Source organism: Bifidobacterium sp. M0353, assembly GCF_016100645.1.
In the GTDB taxonomy this organism is placed as follows: Bacteria; Actinomycetota; Actinomycetes; order Actinomycetales; family Bifidobacteriaceae; genus Bombiscardovia; species Bombiscardovia choladohabitans.
The window spans coordinates 612,145-625,170 of sequence record NZ_JACFSB010000002.1 but is presented as its reverse complement, the minus strand read 5'-3'; the positions used below and the strand labels follow the sequence as shown (position 1 = coordinate 625,170).

Annotated in this window: 2 protein-coding genes, 1 tRNA gene and 2 pseudogenes; 1 reads left to right on the top strand and 4 read right to left on the bottom strand. The window is 63.6% G+C overall.

Annotation, left to right across the window (positions count from 1 at the left end; all coding sequences use genetic code 11):
* Positions 1-175: 175 nt before the first annotated feature.
* The gene (locus H3V04_RS08050) at positions 176-652 is read right to left on the bottom strand and encodes a holo-ACP synthase (RefSeq protein ID WP_198187957.1); all 477 of its coding nucleotides are present in this window, start codon (positions 650-652) and stop codon (positions 176-178) included.
* 677 nt (positions 653-1,329) lie between these two features.
* Here H3V04_RS08050 and H3V04_RS08045 point away from each other — a divergent pair.
* A complete protein-coding gene (locus tag H3V04_RS08045; RefSeq protein ID WP_232342632.1) occupies positions 1,330-1,647 on the top strand; it encodes a hypothetical protein in 318 nt (105 codons plus the stop codon).
* A gap of 972 nt (positions 1,648-2,619) precedes the next feature.
* Here H3V04_RS08045 and H3V04_RS08040 read toward each other — a convergent pair.
* From H3V04_RS08040 to H3V04_RS08035, 3 genes and pseudogenes are all read right to left on the bottom strand, one after another.
* Positions 2,620-2,693 (bottom strand) — tRNA-Gly (locus tag H3V04_RS08040).
* A gap of 963 nt (positions 2,694-3,656) precedes the next feature.
* A pseudogene (locus H3V04_RS10555) lies at positions 3,657-6,599 on the bottom strand (beta-ketoacyl synthase N-terminal-like domain-containing protein); the annotation flags it as partial.
* A 176-nt stretch (positions 6,600-6,775) separates the two neighbouring features.
* A pseudogene (locus tag H3V04_RS08035) lies at positions 6,776-13,016 on the bottom strand (fatty acid synthase subunit beta domain-containing protein); the annotation flags it as partial.
* Between the last annotated feature and the right edge of the window lie 10 nt (positions 13,017-13,026).

The window sequence follows — 13,026 nt, the reverse complement described above, 5'->3', positions numbered from 1 at the left end:
ACAGTCAACCCTTGGAGCGAGGCATGTAATACATAGAACTGACTGCATTTGTAGCCTTGAACGTCGAATTCGACTTCGACACAGTAAAAGCATCACCCCCACATGCCGAGGACTTCTATTTGGTTGTCGAACACGACAACTAGGAATTAACGCCACATGCGCCACATGTCCTGGCCTAATTGCAGATGCACCTGCATAAAAGCACAACCGCCGAAGCCACCGGCCCGTCATGGCTGAGAGCGATGTGCCAGCACAACTGCACTCGATCGACCTGACCACCGGGTAGAGGCAAGGAATCGTAAAGCCTGGCTTCCACGGAGGACGCTAGGTTGACGCTCGGCCGACCCCGGCCGTCATCCAGAATCTCCACCCCGCTCCAGGGAAAATCATCCAGATCATAGGGCGATGGCTGAGTTCCCAGCGCCTGCGACCAGGCCTTAAGCACCGACTCCTTGCCGGCCCAGCGCACGGCCAAGTGCGCCGTTATACCGTCATGCTTAAGCAAAGCCCGCTGTTTGGCCTGCCGCCGCTCCCGTGGCGAGAACAAGCTCGTCATGCGCGTGCCAGGCATAGCCAGCTGCCGGCCGAACTCCTTCAGGTCGACCAGGTCATGTCCCAACCCCAGCACTTGTCCAAACCCGGCATCTTCCATAGGCCCGAGTATGCCTCTCATCTGCCCCTACAGCAAATCATCCGGTCAGGAGCTTGGAGACCACACAACCCATGGTCCTAATCGACGATCACTGCAATCGTGCAGAAATGACCCTGGACAGGAATAAAACCACAAGGAACAAGAGGTTAGCAAGAAGGGAAGGTATGGATAAGAATAGATAGAGTGAGAGTCTGCCACTTCTCATAGAGCGCAGTCGGCAACATACTCGGAAGTCAGCGGGCTGGGCCAACCGCACACAAATCATTGAGGAACATTCAGCGCAGCAACTCAGAGACTCTTCGCAGGACCTGAAGCCACAGGAATCCCATCCAAGCGGTGATGAGTACGCATTGTCCTTAGCTTGCCACGTTCCTGCGAACGGAGATACAGAAAACAGCGGCAAAAGAATCATGAGCAACTAGACATTGATCAGGAGTTCAACTCACTCGGTCATGCCCTCATGCCTATGCGTGAATCTCGGCCAGAGTGGTTCACACCTGTTTGTTTGTTCGGGAAGCACTGCGACCTTTTCCAGCTCGGAGTTGAGTTGCTTGAGTCCTTCGCTCTCGACGAGCAGCCGAGAGAACGTCATCATAGACAATGCAGGACTACGCTTGTCATACCGAAAATAAAAGCAAGAGGATGATATTTGAGGGGAGGGTAATAATGTCAGCTTTATGGTGGCGCAGAGTGGCGTCGTACCTGCTTCGCATAGTATTGCCTGCGTCGTTGCTGTCACAGTTGGTGGGGACCATTGCATTTGGAAAATCTTCGCCAGGCGGATCTGCTCAACCTTGGATCGATTGCGTTTCTGTGGCTGTTGCCTGCGTGATTTCCGCATGGTCCACGCGCAATGGGCAATCCTGGGCGCACCTCTCCTCAAGCTTCAGGTATGCGACCAGGATTCCAACCTGCCCATATCCGGTCTGAGAATGGGCGTGCGGGAGATAGCGCATCTTGCTGATTTCGCATCGCTCTTCATTGGTTTTCTTTAACCTTTATGGGATGGCAGAGGGCAGACCTTCGCCGATAAGATCATGGGAACAACAGTGACCAGAAAACAATAGGCGTGCCTGCAATGTCGCGACGACGCCCTGCACCCATCGTGCAGGCATGCGAAAAAGATACGGCTTCCAGCAGCAAGCAAGCTGCAGGCATTAGTGCGCATGGCGCAGCAAACTATAGCTGGTTTTCATCCGTATCCTGCTAGCCGCTATGTATCTGCTCGACAATGGAGAACGCCGACCGTACAGCCACGTATATCACCAGCAGCGCTATAGAGATAATCCAGTTAGTCATGGGAATGGAACCCTTAGGGCCACCCATGAAATGCAAGGAGACAAATCCCAGAATTATCAACGCCAGGCATAGCAGAACAACCAAGACTGCCCGGCCAGTGGTCACTCCTTTGGGGAATAGACGAGTCACACACTCGACCAGGCAGATAATTGACAGCGCAAAACCGACGGATGCCACAATACTCACTATCATCACCCCGCCAATCCCTTGAACAATGCCCAACAACCATCAACACCGAGGGCTGCCAGCAGTGTCTTTCCTTAAGTGTTCTCGAAATTCTTTCAATCTTTAAGGAAGCGGCAACTTTCTTGTCAAGCTTCATACCTCTTAATGCACCAAGCATACTTGACTGGATATAACAACTCAATTAGCTTTCCATTCTTGGCGGCCCGTTTTATCAACTGTCCAACCTGGTCATAGGGCCCAGAGATGGTTCCAGTGGAAATGCCAGTAGCCTCTCCCGTCCTGGACGATTACGATACCTGTGCGACATCTGGGAGGCCTTGTTGCTGCAGTCAGCCGAGCAACTCCGTGTGTACCCTAACGTGTACCCATTCAGCCCGTAAAGTACCGAATACTGGGGAAGATTTCGCTCAGTCAGACCCAATCCTGACCGCTCCAAGTTGTTGGAAAACCCGCCGAGAATGGCGGAATATCAACGATTATCGTGGAGCGGGCGACGGGAATCGAACCCGCGTAATCAGTTTGGAAGACTGAGGCTCTACCATTGAGCTACGCCCGCAAAGCCGTTGGCTCGGTAAAGAGCATAGCACACGGGCCAGCCGGAACATGCAGCAAATTGGTCATCGCACGGTTTAACCCAGTAACAAACCTATGCAGACTTCACTGGGCAGTACCCCCCCCCCGCACACTCCGGTTCTTGTAAAGGCCACTATCTGCTAACCGCTCGATTTGATCGCCCAATCCGACGACATCAACAATCAGCACCTTCCTGCCTGCAGGAGTCCTGCCCACAGCTGAAGGGAAAAATATCGGCGTGGCTATGGTAATCGAGCTTCTCGCCATGAGTATTATGGCAACGAACCTCAGCCGCAGGAATTCCGTAACAGCGGCCACTAACACTAACACTTCGCACGAGTAAGAGGCCGGACGACTGCCCCAAGACAAGTCTGGCCATTCGGGTGGCCCAGCATTAATCCCAAGTAAAACCTGGGCCACCCATTTACTTTTTATACCTTTTCACGAACGGGGTCCAATCACAATCGGGCTGTAAGGGCCACCCGTCCCTCAAGCAGCATTGAAGCATCTCAATGGCAGCAGGGAAAGATCACAATTCGCGCCCTTCTTAATCACTCCGATGCCATATATGACCCGTCTTAGCCCGTATACCTATCTGGGACTCTCTACGCTTAGGGCACGAGGCACAACAAGTGATGGTCATAGCCAAATCTGACGTACCCAGAGACATTTCATCCACGCTCCCGTGAAGGAAGCGCCATAAGGCAAGTTCTCAGGTTCGGGCTTGGTTTTTTATTTCAATCCATGCTTCCACGAAGGAAGCAGCCACCCTAGTAGGAGCAGCTGCATCTATCCATAACAAAAGGAAGATAAGGCACAGAGAGCCTCGATTAAAACGGGAGGTGAGCCGTCTGGCCCACCTCCCTGATCAGCGCAGTGATTGAACTCTCACCGATTTCCCATCTCCCACTGCAGAAGATGGGGAATCGACCAACTCAGGATGCTCTCAGCTCAGGTCGTAGTAGCCGTCAGCACCCAGTCGGGCCTGGGGATCCAGCAGCATGGCCTTCTCGATCTCATGGCCCACATACCCGTGGCCGTCCTCATGGAAGCGGCGGTTGTCGATGGGCTCGTAGAGCGGGGCCCGACCCATGCGGCCCTCCTCCAGACGACGCTGGCCAGCGGCCAGACGGTCGTTGGCCCGGCGACGCCACTGGTCCAGGGCCTCCTGGCCGGAGGTCCGGAGCACGGCTGCTTCGAAGGCTCCAGGGCTGACGATGACCACGATGCCGGAGACGTGGCCAAAGCCCAGGGAAGTGACCAGCCCGGCCTTGATCCTGCCCACCTTCAGGGGCTGTTCCAGCCAGACCAGATGGTCGTCGCGCTTGAGGACCGGATCCACGCAGTCCAGGGAGGCATTGGCAGGGATGACCCCGGACCGGAAGAGCTGGGTGAGCCCGTTGATCTGGAAGATGCAGGCACCACCCTTGGCATGGCCGGTCAGGCTCTTCTGGGAAATGACGTAGAGCGGGTTGCCGTCCGTCCGCCCGATGGCATGGGCCAGGGTGTTGTGCAGCTCGGACTCGTTGGGATCGTTGGCGTTGGTGGAGGTGTCATGCTTGGAGACCACGGCGATATCGTCGGGGTCCACACCCAGCTTGGCCAGCGAGTGCACCAGTTCCGAATCCCTGCCGCCCATGCCGGCGGCCAGAGCCCCCAGCCCGGGTGCAGGGATGGAGGTATGGGCGCCGTCTGCGAAGGAGTGGATGTACCCGACCACACCAGCCACAGGCAGACCCATGCGCAGGGCGATGTCGCCGCGGGTCAGCAGGATGGTCCCGCCGCCCTGGGACTCCAGGAAGCCGCCGCGCCGACGGTCGTTGGCCCTTGAGAAGAAGCGGGGCTGAATGCCCTTGGCGTACATCTCGGCGGAATCGGCGGTGGCGTTCATGTTGCCGAAGCCGATGACCGACTCCACGCCGATGTCGTCGATGGCGCCCGTGACCACGAAGTCAGCCTTGCCCAGGGCGATCTTGTCAGCGCCCTCCTCAAGGGAGACCGCAGCCGTGGCACAGGCCGAGACCGGCTGGACCATGTTGCCGTATCCGCCGATGTAGGACTGCATGACGTGCGCGGCCACCACGTTGGGCAGGGCCTCCTGAAGGATGTCCGTGGGGATCTCCTTGCCCAGGAAGCGGTCCAGGTAGAGCTTGCGCATGGAGGCCATGCCGCCGAAGCCGGTCCCCTGGGTGGAGGCCACCTTGGAGGGGTGCACGGCCTGGAGGATTTCCACCGGGGTGAATCCGGCCGACAGGTAGGCGTCCACGGTGGTCACGATATTCCAGAGGGCGATCGGATCCACGTCCCCGACCATGGAGGCGGGAATCCCCCACTTGACCTGGTCGAAGCCCTTGGGGAACTGGCCGCCCACGGTCCTGGACATGGTGGCCCGGCGCGGCACGCGGATGCGGGAGCCCGGCAGACGGGTGACGGTCCACTCGCCGGACTGCTCGTCGCGGGCGACGCTGGTGTGGTCCGGATCCTGGGCCACGTACTCCTGAGCCATGTCCCTGGTGGGCACCGAGAAGGCCACGTCGTGATCCAGGAAGACGTCCACCTCCTCCTCGTTGGTGCCCTGACGGTAGTCGGAGCCCATGCCGTCGTCGAAGGGACGGATGCCGGAGCGGGCCACCACCTGGTCGTGGTAGCGTTCGGCGATGTCCTGCTCTGGCACCAGCTCACCGTCGGTGTCATACCAGCCCGGCTTGGGGCTGTCCTGCCACTCGACCAGACCCATGTTCCAGGCCAGTTCGAGGACGGCGGCGGCACTCAGGTCGACCTGGCCGTCCGAGTGGATACCCATCTCGGCCTCGAAGCGGGTGCGGCCGGAACCCCAGGGACCCATCTCGCCGATGGAGACGATGACGATCTGATCCTCGGGCCGAGCGGTCACGCCCTGCCAATCCTGCAGATCCACCGGGGCCTGGGCGGGCACCCGGGGTGTGGGCAGGGCCTTGATGACCCGGTCCGGATCCTTGTCGGCATCTGCGGGCGCATCACCGGACTTTCCGGCTGGGGCCGGTGTCGACGGATCGTCGTCCTGGGCAGCCTCGGCCTTCAGGGCCTTGAGGTCCAGAGGGCTGGAGCCCAGGCCGCCGGTCAGGTCGGCCTGAAGCGGGGCCTGGAGGGCCTGCTGACGTGCTTCTACAGTGCAAAGCTCCAGCAGGGAATCAGCCATCTGCCCGGTGGAGTAGGTGCGGATGCCGTGGCGCTCCACCACCTGGACCAGCGGGTCGTTGCCGCCCATGAGTCCGGTGCCCCGGACCCAGCCGATCAGCGGGTGGGCGAAGGTGACCCGACCGGACCAGTCCTGCTCGGGGCGGGACCGGTTGACGATGGCATCCAGGGCGGCCTTGACCTCCCCGTAGGCTCCGTCGCCGCCGAACATGCCGCGGTTGGGAGAGCCAGGCAGGACCACATGCAGACGGTGGTCGACGTCGGTGTCCGCCCCGATGGCGGCGAACCCGGCGATCTGGCGTTCCAGGCTCCAGAGCATGAGCCGGGCCTGGGACTCGAAGAGCCGGCCCGAGTCGGCCATGGTCCCGTGCATGGCGGGGGCTGCGAAGGGCAGCAGCAGGGTGGGCTCGTAGGCGGGCTTGAGCACGGTGGTCGTAGCCCCCGTGGTCTTGCGCTGCTCGTTGCCGACCCAGTCGACCAGGGCATCCACATCCCGGTAGCTGGACAGGTTGGCGGGCACGATCCAGAGACGGGCACCGCCCACGGCATGGCGACGGTAGAGGTCGCGGGCCCAGATGACGGTCTGCGGCTTCAGGGAATGGCAGACGGCGATGACCGTCGCCCCGCCCTCCAGGAGGCCGGCAGTCAAAGATCCCGCGATGGACTTGGGGGCCACGCCGGTGACCACGGCCACGTCCTTGGCGAACCGTGCGGCGGTCTGGTCCGAATCGGCTGGGGTCATGGCCTGGTCGGCGATGCCGCTGAAGACCCGGGCCAGATCCTGCTCGCCGCGTTTACGCGCCTGCTCGGCGTACCAGACGGCCTGATCGTGCACCTCGCGTCCGGCTCCTACGAAGCTCAGGCGGCTGCGGTCGTCGTCATGCTCGTGGTAGATGTGAGCCAGATCCTCACGGGCGCTGGCCCAGCGGTCGTCGAAGAGGACGGCGCGCGAGGCCTCGAACCGTGGCGCCACCTGCTCGGGCCAGTCGCTGCCCATCTCGGCATCGACGGCAGCCACAACGGCAGCGTCCTCATTCTCGCCAGGCTGGACGGCCGGGGGTTCAAGCCCTAGCTTGTCCAGGAGGAAGCGGGCGGTGGAGGCCAGCACGCCCTCAGAGCCGGTCACCTGGGCCGCGAAGGCATCCAGGGCGGCGGAGTCAACCACGGCACCGCCAGCAGCACCGCCTGCAGAAGGCATGGAGACCGTGACGCCGTGACGCTGGGCCACCTGCTGAACAGCCTGGTCGATCAGCGCATTGGCCGCAGGCACCGTGGAGACAGCCTCGGTGGGCAGAAGCGCCAGGTCGCCGCCGCGCGAGGAGGCACCCTCGCGGGTATCCAGAACCAGGCTGGCCACGGTGGCCGAGACCCAGCCAGGGCCCAGCTGCCAGACGTCGGAGACCCGCTGCTCGACCTGCTGCAGCTTGAGGCCGGAGGGGCCGAAGAGGTCGCGGATGCGCTCACGCACGATGTCGGAGAGCACCGGGCCGAAGGGCCGATAGTTGGGGGCCACCTTGTTCACCAGGGCACTCAGGTCGGTCATGCTGGCCTCGGCGGCACCGTCCACGCTGGCCACACCCAGCTCGGAGCTGATGTCCATCAGCAGCTGGTTGCGCCTGGAGGAGACGCCGTTGGTCAGGGTGTCGGTGGTGTCGGTCTGTCCAATCTGTTCGGGGCGGATCTTGGTGGAGTAGGCCAGCAGAACGGCGATGGCATCCGAGGCCTTGAAGGGCAGGTCGGCCACATCGGCACCTGATGGGCCACCGGCGGTCGGGGCGGGAGCGGGAGCAGGGGCCGAGTCCTCGGCTGCTGCAGGGACAGGGACCGGAGCCGGAGCCGATGCAGGTGCAGCCGCAGCTACCTCAGCAGGTTCAGGGCTGGATTCCTGTACCGGAACTGCGGGCTCCTCCTCCACCGGGGCCATGGGATCGGTGTCGGTCAGATAGACCCGGCTCTCGTCCCTGCCCAGGTTGTAGACGCTTACGTGACGCTCGCGGAAGTCGGGCAGCTTCAGGGTCTTGGTGCCCAGGTTGGCCAGGGTGGGCGAATGGCCCAGCCCTACCTCGATCAGCTGCTCCACGCCCAGGCCGCCCTGCTCGGGGGCATCGAACATGAGTGCCTGGGTCTCGATCCAGCGCACCGGGGAGGCGAACTGCCAGGAGAGCAGCTCGGTCAGCAGCAGACGGCCCAGCTTCTGGTCGTCGGCCGCATACTGATCCCAGACCTTGGGATCGTCCAGAGCCTTCTTGATGCGTTCGGAGGGAACCACCTCCAGGATGGAGGCCGCAAACTCCTTGGTCATCTGGAAGGGCCGTGCAACCAGGTTGGGTATGTAGCGACCCTCCAGGCGGGAGTAGTCGATGTGCTCGGGCAGCAGGGCATCCAGGGTGTCGCGGAACTCGGGCACCCCCTTGCGCAGCAGTGTGGAGTGGAAGGGCACATCGATGCCGGGCACGTACATGAAGGCCGGCTTGCCGCCCGCATCCTTGGCCCGACGGTTGGCGTCGGCACGCAGATACTCCAGGCCTGCGATGGTTCCGGCTATGGCATACTGCTGGCCGGCCAGGTTGTAGTTGACGATCTCCAGGAATTCGCCGCACTCCTTGGACACGGACTCCACATACTGCTTGACACCGGAGTCGCCCACGCCGAACTGGTTGGGACGCAGGGCGCCCATCCGGTAGTTGCTGCGCCCCTGCTCGTCACGTTCGATCAGGGAGTGCATGGTGGACCCGCGGTGGAAGACCAACTCCAGGACCGTCTCCAGGGACATGACCCCGGCGAAGGAGCTCAGGGCGTTGTACTCGCCCAGGGAGTGGCCGGCGAAGTAGGCGGGCCAGATGTCCATACCGGACTCGCGCAGGCGGGCGGTCTGGGCGAAGGCCACGGTGGCCAGGGCCACCTGGGTGAACTGGGTCAGGTTGAGCAGACCCTCCGGATGGTGGTAGGTGACCCCCTTGGCCGTCAGGGTGTGGGGGTTGTCACGCACCACGGCCAGGATGGAGAACCCCAGCTTGCTGCGGGTCAGGGCATCGGCCCGTTCCCAGGTCTCGCGGGCGGCCGGGGACTTGGCACGCTCGTCCAGGACCATGCCCTGCTGCTGGATTCCCTGGCCGGGGTAGACGTAGGCGGTCCTGGGGGCGCGGGCGATCGCCGTGCCGCGGGAGACCAGCTGGCCGGCGATCCTGCAGGTGACCTCCAGGACCAGGCCACCATGGCGGACCTTGCCCACACGCTCCAGGCTGATCTCCACCTTGTCGCCCAGCTGGACCATGCCGTACATGTTGTAGGTCCATCCGGCGATCTCGTAGTGGACGCCCTGCTCGTCGGTGGCCTGAGCCGCGTACTGGGCGGTGGCCGACAGCCACATGCCGTGCACCAGCGGCGCAGACAGACCCGAGACCGCAGCACCCCGCCTGGAGGTGTGGATGGGATTGAAGTCCCCGGAGGTACGTGCGAAGGCGGTCATGTCCTTGGGGGCAGTGACGGTGACGCGGCGCAGCAGCCTGCGTGGTGTGTCCACCGTGTCGGCGCGGATGCCGCCGTACTCGGGAGCCTCCTGGGGCAGCTGGTCGCTGTAGGCGCGGCCACGGATGGCGAAACGCTCGACCTCGCGGGCCAGCACGGTCCCGTCCTGGGCGGCGTGGACCACATGGATGGTCACCACCCGGCCGGAGGAAGATTCCTGGTAGGGCTCGGCCCAGCTGGTCAGCTCGATCCGCTGGCCGGTGTGTTCCAGCAGGCGCTTCTCGCTGACCTCCAGCTCGATCAGGTGGTCCAGATGGACCGCGTTTAGCAGTCCCTCGATGATGGGGAAGCCATTCACATAGACGGATCCCAGGGCTGCGTAGATGGCCGGCCAGGCCGGACCCACCAGGGCGTCCGGAGCGAAGCCGGAGGGAATCAGCGCATCGGGTAGGGCGCCTCCGGTGGCCGCCTCATGGTCGAAGCCCAGGTTGGATGCCAGGGTGTAACCGCTGTGGGCCAGGCCGAAGGGATGCTCAGGGTCGTCACCGTCCTTCTCGATGACAGGCATGGCCTCAAGCTTGTCGCCGGTGACGGAAGTGTTGCCGATCCCGGCTGTATCGGCCAGCAAGGCGTAGACGTCCTTGGGCAGGCGGCTACGGTCGACCACCGGGAAGAGGCCGACCTGGTCGCTCTTGAGGGTCAGCGGTACGACGATGTCGCGCACCGCATGCCGGTCCAGGCCGCCGTCGGGGTCGTCGTCCCAGTAGGTATCCAGGTGGATGTCCAGGTCGTAGTACTCGCCCTGGTCATCCTGGCCGGTGGCGGTGATGGTGTAGTTGGGGTCGTCCATGGCCGTCCCGTAGGCAGGATTGGCCATCAGGTGGCCCACCCAGGAGATGTTGGGGCTGCGGCGGATGAACTCCTGCGCGTCAGCGGCGCCTGCCAGCTGACTGTAGGCCTTGGCAGGACCGCTGTCCAGGTCGCGCACCCGGTCTATGGCCGCTTGCTCGAACCGTCCCAGAATGGAGGCCACCGGCTCGTCCACCGTGGTGATGCCCGCCACGGAGATGGGTCCGGGGATGGCCCTGACCGAGTCGGCGCCGTAGCGGGGGTCCTCGGACTGCCAGAGCTGATCCTGACCCCACCAACGCAGCAGATCGTTATCGATGACCGGCACGAAGGGCATGGGCTTGGGATACTCGCGTACCAGGACGGGGAACCAGGCCACATCGGTGGGCACCACCTTGAGCTCGGCTGCCTGGGGGTAGGCCTCATGCAGCCGACGAAGCGCCTGCCCCGGCTCGGCCACATCCTGCCTGGAGGCGAAGATGGAGTCGAACTCGCCGCTCTGACGCTCGCAGACACGGGCCTCGATGCGCCGTAGCAGGTGCAGGAAGCGGTCGATGTAGGTGTCGTCGGCCCAGGGGTAGGCCAGGTCGGCGAAACGCTGGGCCCAATCCTGGTAGGTCATGGTCTCCAGATCGCCGAAGTAGGGCTTGGCGGTCTTGTTCAGAGCCTCGATGATCTCCCCGCGGCGGGTCTCCAGCTCCTCGGGGTGCTTCATGACCCGGACCAGCAGGCGGCCGCACTCGGCGGAGGAGTTCTCCATCTCGTAGATGTCGGCGTGCAGATGGCTCAGGCCGGAGCCCACACCCCCCACGGACTTGCCGCTGGGCACCCACTTCTCGCCCATGGGGGCGAAGGGGTCCGGATCGGGGGTGGAGGTGTCGATGCCGGGGGTGGCCACCAGAGCCCGCTTGATCTCGGGATTGGTGTGGGCCTCCTTGGCGGTCATGGCCGCCGTGCCGATCATGACGCCATCCACAGGCATGTCCGGCAGATGGTATGCCCGGGACCACTGGCCGCTGATGTAGTCGGCCGCCCGCTCAGGGGTGCCGATGCCGCCGCCGGCCACCAGAACGATGTTGGGGCAGGCGCGAACCTCGGCGTAGGTGGTCGAGAGCAGGTCGTCCAGGGACTCCCAGGAGTGATGGCCGCCGGCGGCCCCACCCTCGACCTCCATCAGAATGTGGGTGGGGGCTACCTTGCGTGCGATGGCCACGACCTGGCGGATCTGGTCCACCGTGCCGGGCTTGAAGGCCACGTAGGGGAAGCCCTCCTCGTTGAGTTGACGGATCAGGGTGATGGCCTCGTCCAGCTCGGGGATGCCGGCAGAGATGACCACTCCGTCGATGGGGGTGCCGGAGGCGCGCTTCTTGGGCACGATGTGCTGGCTGCCGAACTGGAGGTTCCACAGGTAACGGTCCATGAACATGGCGTTGAACTCGACCGTGCGGCCCTCCTGCAGCTGGTCCTCCAGCTGGGACACATGGCGATCGAAGACTTCGGCGGTCACCTGGCCACCACCGGCCAGCTCGGCCCAGTAGCCGGCGTTGGCGGCCGCAGCCACGATCTCGGGCTCCACGGTGGTCGGGGTCATGCCGGCCAGCATGACCGGGGGCTTGCCGGTCAACCGGCTGAAGGCCGTCTCCACCCGGGGACCGGCCGGGGTCTCAAGCAGACGGGGGGCAAGCTTGGACCAGTCCTGGGTCCTGGCCGGATCCTCCTCCATGGTGGACAGCTGTGCACGCCGGGCCTGGTTGGAGGCCTCGACCACGCCCACGCCGGTTCCCTGGACCAGGTTGTCCACCAGCTTGCCCAGGGTCTCGCCCGGGCCCAGATCCACCAGCCAGAGGGAGGCGGCATCCTGCTGGTCCATGACCTCGGCGATCCGGCCGGCCCAGTCGGCATGGTTGAGCAGGACCTCTTGGGCCAGGACCCGGGCACGCTCGGTGTCCAGACCGCAGCGAGAGGCCCAATCCACGCTCAGATCCACGGCGTCCTTCATGAGCGGCGAGTGGAAGGGCAGGGTCACATCCAGGTACTCCAGAACCGGTGAGAAAGCGGTTCCACCACGGACCTTGTCCTCGCGCAGTTGGCGCTGATGCTCGCTCTCCTTGCCCGCCTCGATGGCAAAGGCGGCCAGATCCTCCGGATAGCCGGACAGGACCAGGTTGCGATCCGAGTTGGTCACGGCCACGCTGATAGGGCCGCGAGCGCTGGGCACCCGATCGATCAGGACCTCCACCTGACGGCGGGTGGCACCGCGCACCGAGAGCATAGGCGTGGCCTCACCCTGGCGGTGGATGCCCAGACGACGGGCCTGACGGGTGCCGGCCGCGCCGATCAGCATGGCGGTGGCCAGGATCTGGTCGATGGCGCCCTGGGCGGCTTTGAGGGACCCAGCCGCCTGGATCTCTTGGACCATGTGGACGCCGATGATGCCCTGGGAATGCCCCAGCAGGGCCACCGGACGAGCCTGGGCCGCATCGTAGCCCAGCTGGTCCATGTCCATGAGGGCACCCAGCTGCACCAGGGCGATGCCGGGCACGCTGACCGCCGCGTCGGCGGCCGGTCCCAGTCTGACCGGGTCAGGCTTGTAGCCGAACAGGTCCAACTGACGGCCGTTGGTGGCCAGCAGGTCGGGTTTGACCGCCCTGAGCAGGTCGGTGGCCGCCGCCATCCGCTCCCTCAGGGCCTTGTCGATGTCGGGATCGCCCTGCAGATCGGCCAGGGCCACGGTCCAGGGGTTGGACTGGCCGGCGAACATGAGCGCGTGCGGCTGCTCGGCGAGACGGTTGATGAAGAATGTACTGGTCATGATGTCCTAT

What these genes read in the sequence shown, in the direction of transcription:
- H3V04_RS08045 (WP_232342632.1), top strand. Translation starts at nt 1,330, where the DNA reads ATGGTGGCGCAGAGTGGCGTCGTACCTGCTTCGCATAGTATTGCCTGC.
- H3V04_RS08050 (WP_198187957.1), bottom strand. Translation starts at nt 652, where the DNA reads ATGGAAGATGCCGGGTTTGGACAAGTGCTGGGGTTGGGACATGACCTG.